Annotated in this window: 8 protein-coding genes; 1 reads left to right on the forward strand and 7 read right to left on the reverse strand. The window is 63.2% G+C overall.

Features of this window, described 5'->3' with window-relative positions:
• Nucleotides 1-77 precede the first annotated feature (77 nt).
• The 7 genes from AB0H81_RS06865 to AB0H81_RS06895 form a co-directional block, all read right to left on the reverse strand.
• Nucleotides 78-1,889: a DUF1998 domain-containing protein gene (locus AB0H81_RS06865; RefSeq protein WP_358370267.1), complete on the reverse strand. Its 1,812-nt coding sequence runs from the start codon at nucleotides 1,887-1,889 to the stop codon at nucleotides 78-80.
• On the reverse strand, nucleotides 1,876-5,046 hold the full coding sequence (locus AB0H81_RS06870) for a helicase-related protein (RefSeq protein ID WP_358370269.1): 3,171 nt from the start codon (nucleotides 5,044-5,046) through the stop codon (nucleotides 1,876-1,878). Before AB0H81_RS06870 ends, AB0H81_RS06865 begins: the two co-directional genes overlap by 14 nt.
• Nucleotides 5,043-6,560, reverse strand: a complete 1,518-nt coding sequence (locus tag AB0H81_RS06875) for an NERD domain-containing protein (protein WP_358370272.1) — start codon at nucleotides 6,558-6,560, stop codon at nucleotides 5,043-5,045. Before AB0H81_RS06875 ends, AB0H81_RS06870 begins: the two co-directional genes overlap by 4 nt.
• Entirely contained in the window at nucleotides 6,557-11,362 is a 4,806-nt protein-coding gene (locus AB0H81_RS06880; protein ID WP_358370275.1) for a DEAD/DEAH box helicase family protein, read from the reverse strand. Before AB0H81_RS06880 ends, AB0H81_RS06875 begins: the two co-directional genes overlap by 4 nt.
• 691 nt (nucleotides 11,363-12,053) lie before the next feature.
• Nucleotides 12,054-13,034 carry a NaeI family type II restriction endonuclease gene (locus AB0H81_RS06885; protein ID WP_358370278.1) on the reverse strand — a complete coding sequence of 327 codons (981 nt, stop codon included), beginning with the start codon at nucleotides 13,032-13,034 and terminating at the stop codon, nucleotides 12,054-12,056.
• Between the two features lie 272 nt (nucleotides 13,035-13,306).
• Nucleotides 13,307-14,611 (reverse strand): restriction endonuclease, encoded by a 1,305-nt coding sequence (locus tag AB0H81_RS06890; RefSeq protein WP_358370281.1) that lies wholly within the window; start codon nucleotides 14,609-14,611, stop codon nucleotides 13,307-13,309.
• Between the two features lie 120 nt (nucleotides 14,612-14,731).
• A complete protein-coding gene (locus AB0H81_RS06895; protein WP_358370283.1) occupies nucleotides 14,732-15,829 on the reverse strand; it encodes a DNA cytosine methyltransferase in 1,098 nt (365 codons plus the stop codon).
• A gap of 263 nt (nucleotides 15,830-16,092) precedes the next feature.
• Here AB0H81_RS06895 and AB0H81_RS06900 point away from each other — a divergent pair, with 263 nt between their 5' ends.
• Nucleotides 16,093-16,518 carry a very short patch repair endonuclease gene (locus tag AB0H81_RS06900; protein ID WP_358370310.1) on the forward strand — a complete coding sequence of 142 codons (426 nt, stop codon included), beginning with the start codon at nucleotides 16,093-16,095 and terminating at the stop codon, nucleotides 16,516-16,518.
• Nucleotides 16,519-16,643: the final 125 nt, after the last annotated feature.

A 16,643-nucleotide genomic window follows, 5' to 3' on the forward strand; every position in this document is an offset into this window, starting at 1 on the left:
TGGGACGTGACCCCCGGTCCCCCTCGCTGTCTGGCGCCGCTGACGTTCCCGATTCATGTATGACAGGCCGATTCTTCTCATCCCGCACCAGTCGCCTGGCGCACCTCTGCCAGGACTCCCTCCAGAAAGCCGACGACGCTTCCTCCTCCAAGCAGCAGTTGACGATCGAGCAACCTGTTGCCCGTCTCGCACGAAGTCTCGCTCACAAGGGAGCAGCCGTGGCATGCAGACAGGTTGAGTTGCGACGAGCCCTGCTTGTCCCTCTCGATGCAGACCGGGTCGTTCGAGCAGACGTCTGCGTCGTCGAGCGCTGAGACGAGAAGCGGGATCAGCTTCTCGGGCAGGCCCAGCCGAACGAGTCCTCCAAGAGTTCCCTGAACATCTCCTGCCGCGGTGAAAATCAGAATCCCGGCGGTCTTGTCCTTCCGATCGGAGTTCGCATAGATCCGTTCCTGAAGGGAGGCTGACGCATAGCCACTGGCGTATGCAAGCCGACGGATGAGCAGGTGCGACAACGTGTGCAGGGCGATGTAGCGCGGCTCGGGAACGTCGAGGCGCTCCGCCCATGCGATGCCCGCACGGCGCTTCAGGAGGATGCCTGCCCGCGCCTGGACATCTGGTTGCGTCTCCCATTGCGCGAGTTTGTCCTCATCGAACCTCAGGAAGATCCCTTCGCCGAACATCTCCATGGCGGGATAGGTGGGAAACTTTTGGTGGTTGACTCCGAGGTCGGCTGTGATGCGATCGGCTTCCGCGCTGTAGCGCCTGAACCCGCGAAGAGCAGTCACCTCACGTACCCGATGTACCTGTCCGACGCCGGCGATCCGGCTGACGAGGCTCTCGGGGCCCGAGGTTGTCTTGAGGCTCCATCCGTCGACGACAAAGTCGCCACCGGTACGGTCTCGTCCACTGTCGAGCTTCTTCAGGAAGGCGGCCCACTCCCCGTCCTTGAGGTCGAGGAGCACGTCGTCGTCCGGAACATCGCCCCCTGCCACGATCTCGAGCACGGTCTCCGGCGCAACCCCGAGCTCGCCGGCAATCCATCCCGCGATCATCTCCGCCTGAGGGCCACCGTTGTCCGCGACGAGTCTCTCAAAGAGCATATGACCGCGTACTTTGTCGGCGATCTCCGCTGACTGAGGACGTTCCTCAGGGATGTCGAGCGCGGAGATCCGTTCGGCGATGTAGTTTCCCGTCGCTCCTCTCTGGACCGCGACAAGACGATGGTTGCACGGCTTCTTCGTCGGGTCTTTCGGCTCCCAGGGCTGCCGGCCCGCACACTGGAGGCCGTCGCGCTGCAGGGCGTCTTTCGTCACGAGCTCTGCCAGTGACCTGGCGTGTCCGCACCCGTAACACTTGACCCGGAGGGAGGCCAGGCCCTCGCCCTGACCGGACAACCTCTCGAAGCGGAGCTCCTTGTAGGACTGACAGAAGCGAACGGCATCATCGAGAGCCGCCTCGCGGCCCCTGTGCGCCCACTGGAACCATGGGACATCCTGGGCGTGGCTGCCTTGCTCACAGATCGCGATGTAGCGCATCGGGACAAGAAGCCCTCCACACTCACAGGTGTTGCTCCACTTGCCGTGCCTCTTGCCGGTCATCTTTGAGAGCTTCGAGCACCTCTCGCAGAATCGCCAGGCGGGAAAGCGCCAATAGAGCAATGCGGCTGTGTCCTTGCCCGCATGGCCGGCGTGGGTCGGTGGCTGCCTGAGGGTACCCGGACCGAGCCTGGCGAGGAGTCGCTCACAGCTGATCTCCGGACAGTACTTCTTGTCCCACCAGGAGGTGTCGGGCGCGATCAGGGACTCACCTCGGATGTCCACGATCGCTCCGACCCCGAAGGGTGTGATCGTCTCCGACAACCGCAGGTCATGCCTAATCTTCTCCACGTTGTGCCTCCTCCTGGGGTTCCTGGACGTTCACGGCCACACTTGGTTCCACCGACCTCATTGAGTCGCCGACGAGCCACCCTTCCCCCATCTGCCCGAACCTCTTGAGCAGCGCGGTGTCGATCTTCCCCAGCCGCTCGTAGCCCAACGTCTCGTCCGTGTCGCGGGCCGAGTGCGCTCGGCGGTCCCAGTCGCGCAAGAGGCTCCAGGCGGCTCGTCGTGTCTCCTCCACCTCGAGGTCGTCGGCTCGTGCCACGTATGTGAGGAAACGATCGAGAAGAGCCGTCACTCCGTCACTGAGTGCCATGTCGTCGAGGTCGAACCGGCCTGCTGTGTCGTTCTCGGCCAGCTGGTTGAACGATTGCCGCACCAGTGCCACGAGTGCTCCGGCCAGTGAGCGCTCCCTCGAGGCCAGCGACCATGGTGTGACGCTCGTGGGTTCGACGCTGCGGTAGAGCGCCTCGTGGTATCCGCGGAAGGTTTCGAAGTGCGACCGGTCTCGGGCACGACTCGATCTGAAGAGCGTCACCACGATGCCCCTGGTGTCGCCGCGCCCGACGCGGCTCGTGGCCTGGATGTACTCCGCGGTCGTCTTCGGCTGCCCGACCATGAGCATCAGGGCGAGCCGGGGAATGTCGATGCCGACGGAGAGCATGTTCGACGACAGGACCACGTCGATCGCCGCCGGGGACTCGTCCACCCGGACCCGAAGGGCCCGCAGATCGCTCGGAAGCTGCTCCGCTCCCCGCCGGCTCGTCAGCTCCAGCACACGCTCCGCTCTGACCGTCCTTGGCGGCAGGCCCAGACGTTCTGCACGGGGCTCGAGTCGGGCCCGTACGTCGTCGACGACGAGCGTTCCGGTACGTCCGAGCTCGCGGAGGGAGTTGTGGTACATAACCAGAGTCCAGTAGGCGTCCCTGGGAACAACAGCCTCCCCACGGCTGGAGAGGACATCGGGTATCTCGATGAGCGGAGTTACCGCGGAGATGACCGCCGAGGGCTGGGACACCGACTGAGGCATGAGTCCGACGTAGAGCCGTCCTTCGCCGTTCTGGACGGGTCGGGAGAAGAAGGTCCGGTCGTCGTCCAGCCCTGATGGCGGATAAAGCGCCACCTTGCGCCCGTAGAGCCCTTGCACCTGTTCGTCCGAGGCACGAATGGTCGCGGTGGAAGCGACGATCTTAGGGCTGGTACCCATTCGGCTCAGCAGCACCTGGATCACGGCGTCGAACACGGCGACGGTGGTACCCAGCGGCCCGGACAGAAGATGCAGCTCGTCCTGGATGACCAGGGAGGGCTGCTTGAACGGGGTCCCGAGGCCCAGAAGCCTTCCCGCGGCGGGTTTGAACTGGAGCCGGGCGAACTTGTCGACGGTCGCCAGGAGGATCGTGGGCGGCTCGTCGTACAGGACCTCGTCGACGACGGCGAGCGGCAGTTCGTCGCTGAATCGACACGAGGTGTCGACACAATGCAGTACGACGTCCTTGCCGAGCAGACGCATGCCGTAGTCCTTCGGCCGTGTGCTCCTGGATTTGGGCACCATCGGTGTCAGGCACCAGGGGCAGCTCTCCACCTGGAACTCGTTGGCCTCTTCAGGTCGCGCCGCCTTCATCAGTCGATCCAGCGCTGCCTTCGCCGCGAGGCGGTTGTTCGGGGTGACGTCCTTGCCCACCCAGAGGCCGATCGTGAAGGGTGTCATGCCCATCACCCGAGGATCCGTACGACGCAACAGCTCCATTGCACAGACGAGCGCTGCTGCTCGCTGGAACTGTTGAGACGTCAGGAGCCGGAGGGTGTACCTGGTGATCACAGCGGTGCCGCCCCCCGCCGTGCCGTGAAGCAGTCGCCGGTGGAAGATCTCGATCGCTGCGAGGCCCAGGTATGCCTCGGTCTTGCCACCGCCGGTCGGGAACCAGATGAGATCGACGAGGTCACGGTCGCCGTGCTTCTCGTCGACTGTGGAGGCGAGCGAGACGAGGAGGAACCCGAGCTGGAAAGGCCTCCACTGTGGTTCCTTCGAACCGGCCTCAGGCCCACCCCTGTTAATCGAGGATTGACGCATCTGCAGACGCATCGCCGCCATGCCCAGAGCGAATGCCGTACGGAGGCGTCCCTGAGCCGGATCACGAAGCAGCGCCACGCCGGCCCGCATTCGTTCGAGCGCATCCTGGGAGCGGCCGGCAATTCGTCGAGCGACCTCCGCCTCGTCACCGAAGCCTTCGGCCCGCCACGTCTGTTCGTCCACCCATTCGGCGAACGCATCGGCGAACGCATCCAGAGACTGCAGCACCGGCTCCGGGTCCGAATCCATCCTCATGAGATGTGCGAGTTCCAAGGACTGCGCTTCGGGGGTGTTCTCCGGGAAGCCCGTGGTCTCGACGGCAGGCACGACGAAGGCCGGCACTGGCTCGAGGAACACTGCAGTACAGCTCCCGTCCGTGACGTCCCAGTCTGCGGCCATCCCGTGACCGACGGCATAGACCTTGCGGTTGCGATACCTGAGCCGAAGCTCGGCTGTCTCCTGATCACCGCCGGACAGCCGGGTGGTGTCGTACTCCATGAACTGCGCGCCCGCGGCCGGACTGACGGACAGCCCTACCTGGAAGAGCATCTGAGGGATGTCGAGACGCTCGTCTCCGGTGGACTCGGACATCACCCTGACGTGCACCGTGACCAGGAAGTTCCCTCTGAAGTCGCGCCAACGCGACCCGATCTCCACAGGCACGTCGCCCACTGTGAGAAGCTCCGGGCGCCGGCCTTTGGCCAGCGAGATCTTGCCTGAGGCAAACGGCCTACGACGCCACTTGGGGGGCCCTTCAACCGACTCCTGTGAGTACGTACCGCACGAGAGGCTTGCTTCCACGGAAGCACCGTCGGTGACAAAAGAGATCGCGACGGATGATGGGCGCCAGTCCTCGGCCAGCGGAACAGCCGCCCCGTCCTCCTCGAGATCTCCCTCGGGTACGTCCGCAGAGATTTCGTCCTGGAGTTCGGTCTGAGCCTGGCCATCGGTCTCCGGAGCGGCGGGGAACAACATCCCGACGGCGTACTGCCGATGCGGGAGGTTGCGCGTCACTTCTTCCGGTCCCGCGTCCGGCCCGACGTAAGTGTCCCGGAGATGCTGCAGTGCGGCACGCTGTGCCTCGGTGAGGTTCACTTCCCGACCTGCTTCCGGACGAGTTCCTGGAGCCGCTGCTTGTCGTCCTTGGACGCGACGACATGGAGCGTGACCCGTGGTCTGGTGACGGCGACGTAGAACCCGGCGAGCCCGTGCTCGTCATAAGCCTCGGGCAGGTCGCAGACGATCACGTGCTCCGCCTCCAGCCCCTTCGCAAAGCGCGGGCTGGTCACGGTGAAACCTGCGGCGCCCCGCATGGGAGCGGCGTCGGACGTGGCTCTGATGATCCAGATGCTTTCGCGACGGACGCCGTCGTCGACGAGCTGACGTGCAACGCTCTCCGCGGCGGCTACATCGGCCTCCGCGTCGGCCCATCTCCAGTGCACTCGCTCACCATTGACGATTCCCGGGTCTCCGATGTCGGCCCCCAGGTACTCCTGGACCACGTGGACGATCGCTCTCGTGTTGCGGACATTGCGGTTGAGGTCGAGGAGCAACGCCTCGTCGGACACGAGTTCGTAGACGTCCTGGTCGAAGGAGCCGTCCACGTGTGCCTGGTTGTTGGGGTCGAGGAACATCCGCCACCGACCTTTCGCCCGCCCTCCCTTGATGACGGCGTCCAGCGCGTCCATTCCCTTGGCGTTCATGAGGTCCTGTGCCTCGTCGACGAGCACGACGTCGTACTTCTTCTCTCCGTCGAGTTCGGAGAAGGGGCGTAGGTCGATCTCACGGCCTGTGATCCGCGGTGAGAAGAAGCCGACCAACGCCGGCGAGTGGAAGGTGATCAGAACGGATCTGCCCTCGCCGGCCTCTTGTTTCGCGGCTTCGGCCAGCACGAGGGACTTCCCGGTACCGGCGCCTCCGACCACCATCATTCGCTGGTTGCGTGAGAGTGCGGCCAGCACACGTGCCTGGTCGTCCGTCGCGCGGTTCTGCTCCTCGATCACGGCCCCGCGCTGAGCATCGACGACCGGCATCCGGGTGAACTCACCGAAGAGACGTGCCCGTAAGAGGTCTGTACGCGCGATCTTCACCCCATGCGGCGGCGTCCTCGTCCCGTCGGCAACGGCCTTGAAGGCTGCGGTCATGGCAGCGACGCTCATCTCCTCCTTGGCCCACCAGTGGCTCCCCTTCCACTCGACCGTCGGAGGAGGGGCGTCGATGTCAGGGGTGATGACGACTGCCTCGCTTGCGTACCAGCCGATGCCGTCCTCGTTGAAGATCGCTCGTAGCGCGTGCATCGCCGACTGGGCCTGCCGCATCGGGGATTCACGGAGCCTCTTCCAGTCGCCGCGTCGGTCGACGGTGTACCAGAGGCCGTCGTGCTTGCTCACGCCTCCGCCCTTGACCTCGACCAGGATGACGATGTTCTCCCACAGGACGACGAAGTCGGCCTCCGCCTGTTGCTTGGTCCCGTGGGTACGGAGCGACACCGAGTGGAACGCGACGGCGCCTTCTGGTCCCTCGATCGCATTAAGGACACGTGCGACCCGGCGTTCGGCACCGCTCGTCGCTGTCGCCTCGATGTCCGCGAGGTCCGGAACAAGAATCATGCGCGATGCTCCCGCCAGAGTTGTTCGTACTCCCGGTAGCCGAGGAAGTCGTTCAGCGCACCGAAGTTGTCGGCGATGTCCACGATGAGACACTCCTCCTTGCCGCCGTTCGCCGGACCACGAAGACCCCGACCGGCCATCTGGATGTAGGCGCTCGGGCTGAACGTCGGGCGCGCGATGTAAAGAGCACGGACACCAGGAGCGTCGAATCCCTGGATCAACAGGTCGCAGTTCGCGAGCACACGGATCTCTCCCGATTTGAACTGCTCGATGACATCTCGACGTTCCTGCCGACCGGTCTGGCCGCTCACCGCGGCGGCCTCGACCTTGCGGTAGCGCAGGGTCGCCGCGAGCACCTGTGCTGACAGCACGTTCGGGGTGAACACGAGGATCGGCCATTCCGGATCCTGCTGCATGATGTGATCCACGAGGATCGCCATACGTGCTTGGTCTCGACCGATGCGATCGAGAACCTGTGGTTCGAGCTTGCGCTGACCCCGAACGTTGGCCTCCTCTGCGGGCTCCAGAGCGACGTCGATTCCGGGAAGCACCTCGTGCCGGACGCGGGCAAGCACACCCATCTGGGACAGTTTCCGGTAGGCCTCGCCCCCTTCAAATGCCTTGATCATGCGGCGTCCGAAGCGCGCTACCAGCTCCTTCGTCTGAGTGTCGCTTCCCATGGAACCCTTGAACGGCGTCGCAGAGAGGCCGACGAGAGGCCGCTCCCAACTGCGCCCGTCCACTCCCAGCCATTTGAGGATCTTCGTGTATCTGGAAGAGCCTCCCGCTCGGTGGGCCTCGTCGACGATCACTGCGGACGCGTTGCTCAGCCACGTGTATTCCGGGCGATCGATGACCTTGACCAGCTTCGCGTCCGTGGCGACGACGACGCCGAACTGCGTGTCGGGCTCGTGCACCGAATTGTTCTCCCAGAGCCTGCCGATCGTCAGTGGTCGTTCGTCAGCCAGGCCACGCCACACCATGCTGAAGGTCTGCACCGCCTGTTCACAGAGCTCGGCCGACTGCGCGATCCAGAGCACGGGTCCGCTCAGGGAGCCGTCGATGAACAGCCGCAGGACCGTCTCTGTCGCCACGCGCGTCTTCCCTGCACCTGTAGGGAGCTCGACCATGGCCTTGAGCGAGTTGCCGTTCGGCTCCTTGAGGATCAGGACGTCCCTCAGGCGGGTGCTGAGGTCTTGCTGGAAATCGTGCAGGGGGTTCAGCTTGACGGCTCCAGGGATTACGAACTCGTCGTCCTGACGCTCGTTCCGTTGGCCGGCGTACTCGGCACCGAACCCCATCTTGCGAAGCCAAGTGATGGTCGGTGCCCCGCCGGCCCACGTCGTGGGAACGTCCGTGTATCCCTCGCCGCGGAACTGGTCGGCGAGCAACTTGATCGAATCGCTTCTGTAGACGGTGAGAAAGAGTTCCGCGACAGAGGTCGCGTTGTTCACCAGGCCTTGTCTCTCAAGTGCCGACCAGAGGCCCTTGGGCAACGCCTCCCGGAGGGTGTCGTCCCCGAAGAACACCTCCAGACGCTCCACGTCGGTGAGGGCTGCCTTGGCGGCTTGGCGCTGCTCCTCGAGACGTTGGTCCAGCCCTGCCTTGAGCACTTCGCTCAGCTGGGCGTTGTCCAATCCCAGGCCGTATGCCTGGTTGATGACCTCCAGGACTTCCCGCTCGCCGAGGTCTGCCTGGACGATCAACGTATGTCCGTCGAGATACCTGTCGAGCGACTGGTCCTCCACACCGTCCTCGGTGGTCACGCGCTTGGCTATGTGCACAGCCCTCGCCACCGTAGCGTTCATGACCCTGTCCGCCGTGTAGGTCGAGCGGAGTCCGGTGTACAGGTCGATGATGCGTTCGCCGTCCTGCTGCCCCTCGATCAGCATGGAGAAGGAGAAACTGTCCTCGAACCTACGGCATCCCACGGCCTCGACCAGAGCTACGGCCTCGTCACCGCCTGCTCGGAGGTAGGGCTTCTGCCGAGACGCCAGGAAGCGCTGCTCCTCGTCGGTGGTAGCGATGTAGACCGTGTCCGGCCGCCGTGATTCGATCCCCTGCCCGATACGAGCCGGGATCCGGGACGGATGTCCTTGCGAGAACGCGAGTCTGCTCGCGGCAATGATGAACTTCGTCAGGGTGTGATCCTTGACGCGTGGCGGGAAGAGCTCCGCCTCGAGCGCTTCCCGCAGCACGTCCGACGGCACCTGAGCCAGCTCACGGGGCAGGTTCAGCTTGTGCTCGATGTTTCGAGGCCCTCGGTACAGCGGAAGCAGGTCCTCGTACTCGACCATGGCTGCCGACACGATCTTCTGTGGAGATCTGCGGCCCCGGGTCGAGGGGAGCACGCCTGCTCGGTCGACCGCCCATCGAAGCGGTGAGGTCACCCGGTAGGTCTGACGGGAATCGAGGTCCTCCACGGTCCAGGATTCATCCTCGAACCCCAACAGCTGCGTCGTCCATCTCTCTCGCAGCTGATCGGGCGCGCCTGCGTCCCGCAGCATGAGAAGGACCGAGAAGGGGCCAGGGCCCGCATGCTCGACGAACTCGATGCGCTCGATCTCTCGTTCGCCCGGCCCTCGCCTGGCGTTGAGGAAGTCCCTCACCCATCTGCAGTAGTCCCCGAAGAAGACCTCGTCCTCGGTGGGGTACTCCTTCACGGGATCGTGGACGACGCCCACTGCGTGAGCGACCTGTGGGACACATCGGGATCGGTCCAGCAGGCGCGCGCCGAACTCATCCCCCAGTCCGTCCATGTCCATGACCTGGCTGGGCCACGACCACTTACCGTCAAGGGTAGGCACCTTGATGTGTCCCGACGTGTCCTTCGACAACATCCTCGCGGCTTCCGACGGCGAAACGTTGACGACCGCGTCCCAGAACCTGGTCAGCGCCTCGTCGTCCGAGTCGACAGAAAGCTTGTTGAGACGTGCTCGCAGAATGGCGAGGGGGTCCAGATCGCGGAACCCCTGACCGCGTAAATGCTCCTCGATCTTCGGGATCGCGAGAAAGTCTTCGGCGACGAAGCGTGCGCCCTCGATGTCGACGTCGTCGACCCGTCTCAGGAAGACGTTGCTCCGGTCCTTCAAGGCACACAAACCATCCGTGGTCGGGATCACCCGCGCGGTCTGAATCCCCTCGATGGCCGCATGGTTGACGACAAAGGCGAAGGCTCTCGCCGCCGAACCGGGATCCGTGCCCTCGGCCCACTCTCGCAGCCACGTGAGGATGCCGCGTTTCGGCATGGCCTCAAGAGCTCGTTTCTCGTCTCGCGGGTTGATCTCCAAGCTCTTGGCGACGCTGAAGACGTAGAGCTGCCGCAGACGGGCGATTCGCTGCTGGATGGCATAGCAGCGCCAATGCGGGACGTCGTTGCCCGTGTTCGGAGAACTGATCCAGTTCCTGTGGTCCTGCTCCGAGACACCGCTGACCATGAAGTCGAGCGGGCGAAGCTCTCCGGCGAGCCTCAGCCTGCCTGTCGCATCTGGAACGATCTCGCGCTGCGCCGCGATGCTCGGCACGTGCGTGGAGAGAATGTTGTCCCCGAACGAGAGCACCTCACGACCACGCGCAGGCATGTACTCAAGGTGGGCGGCAGGGTCGTCACTCGACGCAACCTTGGGAAGCATCCCTACGAACATGTCTGAGAGAGTCTTCAGGATCTCTCGGTTGTAGGTGTTCTCGAGCAGCGTTGTCCGGTCGTCGTTGACGCTCCAAGGAGCGTTGAACAGCGCCGAGGCAGTGGTCTTGTCCTGCAGAGGGAAGTATGACCAGAACTCGCCGACCCTGAGCTGAGCCTGCCGGGACGGCATCGCGACCGTGACCTTGACCTGATCCCGCGAAACAGCCTCTCCGACCTCGAGCCGAGCCTCATGGGACGGAGAGTGCATCCGATGCTCCACGACCCACTCATCACCGGACCCGTCCGGGCGCTCGATCCTGAAACTACCCTCGCCGAGGTCTCTGGACATGTGGCTCGTGCTGTAGGACTCCTCCTCGGACCCGACGACACGAAGCCGCACTTCGCGCACCTCGGTGACGAACAGGAGGAACTCCGACCGGAACTTACGGATCTCAATTTTTAAACGTTCCAAGTTGGAAGCTCGGGGCAGCTTGACAACCGTGGTTGCCCACTCGGCCAGCTCGGCGAGCACGGGGTCTCTCTCGAACGCCGCCTCAGCATCGATCAGAGTGGCGGTCCGCAGCGCAGGGAGCCTCTTCACAGGCGCTCGGACAGCGTTGATCGCCGCCTTTGCCTTGTCAGAGTTGAACTCGAAGGACACGGATCGGCTGTATACCTGGGGAGCATCGGTCACCGCCAGGACCGACTTGAAGCCCAGACCGAAGCGCCCGATCTCGTCACCACGCTTGCCGCTGAGGTGGGCGTGCGCGATCGACGTCAAGCCGCTCTTCGAGAACGGGCGTCCGGCATTGGCGCAGTACAGCGTCGCAGACCGCAGATCGAGGACGATCTCCACCCGCCCCCCACCGAATTGATCCGAAGACCCCCCGGACATGGCGTCCGCCGCGTTTTGCACCAGCTCAAGGAGCGTTCGGTTGGCGTACCCACCGACCCGGATGGACTCCTCGTGGTTCGCATGCTCGATGATGAGGTTGGGATTCGCCCGGTACGAGGCGATCGCTCGATCGAACTGCTCCTCGACCTCTTGTGTGAGTCCGACATCCGGGCTCCAGTCCTGCCGCCTCGCCATTACGCCCTCATGCCTCTCTCGTCCGGCCCTGAAAGCTGCCGCCACCCTCTGCATCACAAAATGCTTGTGGCACACCCACTGCCGCATGCGCGCCTCATCGTGCATAAAGCGGTCAAATCAGACCTATAGCCACGAGGGGGTGTTGCCGACATCACCGGCGCAATGATAGACCCGACTACCTCCGTCCTGGCAAACACGAAAAATCCTCCCGTATCGAGGGGAGGAATCACACGTCCAGGGCATCGCGCCCGCCACCTAGACGACGCACGATCCTCGGATCTCGGTACTTCCTGCAGCGAGCTATGAGAATCTTTTGGCCGCTTAGCGCGTAGCAAACGCGCCACCGGGCGAAGCCTGATACTTACGCAAGTGCGAGGACGCATATGGCTCGGGGGATGCCGACAGAAGCGAGCCAGGCCAAACTTCACAGGACTCTTACACGACCGCCCCACCTTTGCAGGGCCCTACGCCACTGATGCAAGCCCTCAGATGCATGCACGACAGCCATGCCCGACAGAGCCGGAGTCAGATCACATTTCGGTTGCCATGCATTCCCCGATCAGCCTGCTTATTGCAAGCGTTTCGAAGACATTTTCCGGATCGGCTCATATCACCCGGAAGACAGCCGGCAGAATCAAGTCACTCATCTCCCGCCGCAGCTCGCATGACTCCTTACCGCGATCACCATTCCCATGGACACCATTCACAATTACGACCAATGCTCACACACTACAATTCCGGTCGAGGACTGTTCGGGCGTGCAGCTCTGCAGCAGAAATTACTCCCCGACGCCATAGCGAGGCGTCACGGGGTGAGGAGTCTCGTCGTCGCGCGCCTGAACGTAATAATCGCCCTGGAGCAGAACCGCAGGGCGGGTGTCCCCATGCGGGCGAGGCACTACGCGCGTACTGATCCACTCGCTCTGGCGGGGAACCGCGAGTTCAAGAGCGCGCGCAATCTCAGGATGGCCGTCACGGTAGCCAAGAATGATGATTCCCTGGCCGGCCAGCGCCAGCCTGGCATCGCGTACGCGCTTCGGACCGTCCTGCTGTTGCGCTACCGTTGTCACGGTTCGCCTGTAGATGATTCTGCCCGGCACGAGACGGAAGAGCTGATTGACACGTTCCTGCTTGGACAGGGCGGGATTGAAGATCGCGCGCAGGACGGCCGACGGCAGCCGCAGCAGTTGATTCTCCGGGAGCTTTCCTTTGTGCACCAGCCACCGAACACGAGAACGGCCGATCGCGCTGATGGTCTTTTTCCCGTCCTGGTTCGATGACGCATTGAGAATGTCCGGCGTCACATGCACGAGTCCGACTGAGAATTCTGCAGTCTTGTCGGAGGCGTGCATGAGTAAACAGATGTGCCCTACCGCCTCGCGAGGAATCGCCTGCCCCAAGAGCGCGTGCATCGAGAATTTTGCGTCCACGTCGTGTCCGGCAACGGAATAGTCCATCTTCTGCCCGCGGTCGAGGTGAAACTCGTCCTGGCAGATGATCTCCACCTTGGTGCCCAAATACGTCCGTTCGGTCTTCGCCACCAGGCCGTCCGCGTAGATGTCGAACCGCGCAGTGCGCTGCCCGTCGAGGACCTCGTCGATCGCTTGACGGAAGATCTGGCCGAAACGCTCCTCCATCTTCGACTGGCTGCGGAACCAAGACTCCACTGCATCAAGCGCCTGGTCGCCCGCGGAGCCGGCTGCGGCTTCTCCTCGCGGAGGCTTGGGCTCTGGGAACTGAAGATCAAGAGTGTCGGCCACAGGGCGGAGTATAGGGGCTTTCCGAGAAGCTCTGTAGACCCAATTCCCACGGTCTCAGGCAGATGATTCGCCATTCAGTGGGTGCCATGTCCGCTGACATCTGGCCGTTCGTCGTTCCGTTTTCAGTTCCCCGAGGCAATGCCTCAAGGAAGGCGCCGTTTCCTGGATCGAAACGTGACGCCACAGGTCGATGTGGCCGCACGGGACTACCTGCACACCGACGCGAGCGGCGAACTGCTCCACAGATGCTGTGCGACTTCGCGGTCCGACGTTCATTCGAGGAGGATCTCCTCAGGACGTCGATTGGTGACCGTGGTGGCGGTGCTCGCCATGATGTGGTCTAGGCATGCCGACAGGTCACCACCGTGGTCGTCACGGGCAATGGCACGCAGCTCCCTGATCAGATCCATGCCGTTGATCAGGACAATCGGGTACTGATCCTCAACCATCTCCACTTGGGCGGGTTCAGAATACGAGCCTGTGGTGACATAGACGCCGATCCAACCGCGGCGCAGTCTTGCCACCACCCTGGCAATCTGTTCTGCAGAGATCAGGCTGTCGGGTTTGATGCATTTGGCCTGCCCAAGCACGACCAAGCTGGTGCCGGCAAGTCCGCTGCCCAGGTCGAGGCGACCGACAAAATCGGCGCCCCCGTCGCCGGATCGACGGGTTAGCCAGCCGTCGATGTAGCGCTGGCCAGAACCCCGTAGTACTCGAGCAGCCACGGTGGCTGCGACGGCTTCGAAATCATGTTTGTTGCGGTCGAAGCGCTTGTAGACCGCCGCAAGATCGGCAGCCTCCGGACTGCCCACGACCGGTTTCTGGTCCTTGACCTTGGTGATCCGAGCCTTGGCAACGCGGCGTCGGAGTCGCGGCAGTGCTAAGTTGCCGTCCTTGACCCATGCCCGCCATGCGCGTGGGGCTGCCGTAAGGACCTGAGTGGCAGTCAGCGATGCGTCTCGCCGGGCGTGTATCCAGTCCCAGGACACCGCATCATTCTCGTCCATAAGATCGATCAGAGCGATGTCGTAAACGTAGTTGGTGAAGGTCGTATGCTTCGGCCCTCCCCACTGCACTACCCGCTCTGCGCGCTCCACCAGGCCTAGGCCGCAGAACTCCACATATCCTTTCGGTCGGCGGTTGCGCGACACAGCCCGGAACAACAACAGCGGTGTTGCCGCTGCGCGCTCTGCCGGTGTCGCAGCCTGGTGACCGTTGAACGCCTCCAGCAGCGCGGCGTTGCCTGTTGTTGTTCCAGGAGCCGCCTTCTGCCCTGCCTTGTGATCGCCAAAGTACCGGACGTGCCCATGGTCCATGTCGAACACGTCATGCCAGGGAGTCTCCGTAGAGCCTGCCTTCCACGGACTTGACCGAATCAAGATCGCGGGCCTACGTGCCCTGTCAGGCCCGACGACCCTGGCCATCCCGTTGATGCCCGCCTCCAGCAATGCACGCGGCATGCCAGGTGAATGGGTTACATGGTGAAAATTGTCGTAGTCGTCCAACCGTGCTGGTACGGGATTCTTGCCGCTGGCGTACCGGAATACCTGCCCCACACGCATTTGCCCGCCAGCCATAGCATTCCTCCACTTGAATCTAGCTCAAGACAGTGCTACGTGCGTAGATATATCCGCCTCAAGTCCGCCAGCTTCGACCGTATTGAGAGGCAGCAATCGTCAGAGGCACACCCGACAAAGTCAGGCATATTCCACTTCCGCCAGCGCGGCGCTGTCGATGTCCATCGACTCTGTAGCTCCTGCGGACCTCCAGGTCCTGAGACTCTGCAGGAGGCCATCGTCCGGGGAATTCCAGCCGAATGCAGCACAAAGGATGTGCATGGCCAATCGAGGAGGAACAGCATTTCCGATCTGCTGACTCACATCCTTTCCGGACCACGGATAGTCGACAGGGAAGGTCTGCAGACAACCCGCTTCTGCCAGGGAGAAGCGGGCCAGTTCAGCCCCATCCAAGGAGACGACACGGTTGCGGGAGATTTTCCCGGTCACCGTGGCCGAGGGCTCCCAGGAGGCGCGTCGACCGCGAGCTTTCGGGTCGCCCCCAGTGCCGTAGTTCGAGATCACTTCAAACTCTTGCTGTCGGTCAAGCACTTCTCCCATGGTCCTCCATGGGAGAAGTGCTTGGTCTCCGGCCTCGCGCGGGACCCCCTTGCGGTAGGGCCGATGCGTAGGCCGGGGCAGAGCCACGTCTTCATGGCCCCTGCGCGCGATCAGTACTGCCCTCTTACGCGTCTGCGGAACGCCGTATTCCTCCGTACGCAGGATGCCGCAATTTACGGAGTAGCCTTCGCCCTGCAATGCCGCCGCATAGGCTTCCCATACCGGGAGCACTGCCGGGACCTGCTCGAGCACGATCGCCCGATAAGGAGTTTTCCTGTCGTCGATCGCCTCAAGTGCCCAACGGAGAGGTTCCAGCACCAGGCCGGTGCGTTCGTCTTCCAACTTGCTGAGATCTCGATCGATCTCCCCCCGATCTTCCCGAGCGACCATACGCTTGACGAAGCGCAGTACTTCATCGAGTGCCCGGCGGCCAGCTCCGGTGCCGGCGACGGTGAAGGTCTGACACGGTGGGCCTCCAGCCAGTACGTCTGCCTCAGGAAAGTCGGAAGGGCCGTAGGCACGCACGTCGCCTTCCACCGTCTCCAAACCAGCAGCTCGGCGCGTCTTGCAAGCCGAGGCGTCCCATTCCACACCCACCGTCGAGACACCGAGTTTCTCCGCTGCCACGTCGAGCCCACCAGGACCGGCGAACAAGTCAACAATCTTGGCAGGATGCACTTGGTCTCCAAGGGTGCGTCGTTCGGGACGATGCTGCCACCGTCGCCATGGTCGATTGGCACAGAGGCAGCAAGCTGGCCGATGGGCACACAGCGTACTGGGACCCGCCGACAGTCTGGAGGGCCACACACAGCGCGTTCTGAACCTGACCGGTTGGAGGGCCCTGCTCTTGGCGTTGCTCCGCAGGCAACCACGTCTGGGACGCCGGGGGCATCAGTGGCACCAAGGATCGTGGACAGCTATACCGTTATGTCGTGGCCACCATGCCTCTTCCCAGCTCGGCCGACGTGTCGGCACGGATGAGCAGGCAACGTCGTAGGGACACCTCGCCTGAGCTCGCCGTGCGTAAGCTGCTGCACGCCCGCGGGCTGCGGTATCGAGTAGCCTGGCCAATACCTGGCATGAAACGGCGGACAGTCGACATCGCCTTCACACGAGTGAAGGTCGCAGTGTTCATAGACGGATGCTTCTGGCACTCCTGCCCTGAGCACGCCACCCGTCCTGTTGCGAACGACACGTGGTGGTCAGAGAAGCTGGCGAAGAACGTAGCTCGGGACGTAGCCACCAACGAGCACCTCCATCAGGCAGGGTGGCGTGTCATTCGAGTATGGGAGCACGAAGATCCATCAGAAGCGGTCACTCTCATCGTCGATGAAGTCATGCGGCACGGACGCTCAGGCCGAACATGACCATACGTCACTTTGGGTGTACGGCAGCGAGCATGACGGTCCGAATGCTCATTACACAGTCGCGACGCGCAGGGACATGCACGGGATGATCTTGCCCGCTCGACGAGCCTGGCAGCTTATTTCCG

Origin of the sequence: Nonomuraea sp. NPDC050691, assembly GCF_040654455.1 — a bacterium.
Lineage (GTDB): Bacteria > Actinomycetota > Actinomycetes > Streptosporangiales > Streptosporangiaceae > Nonomuraea.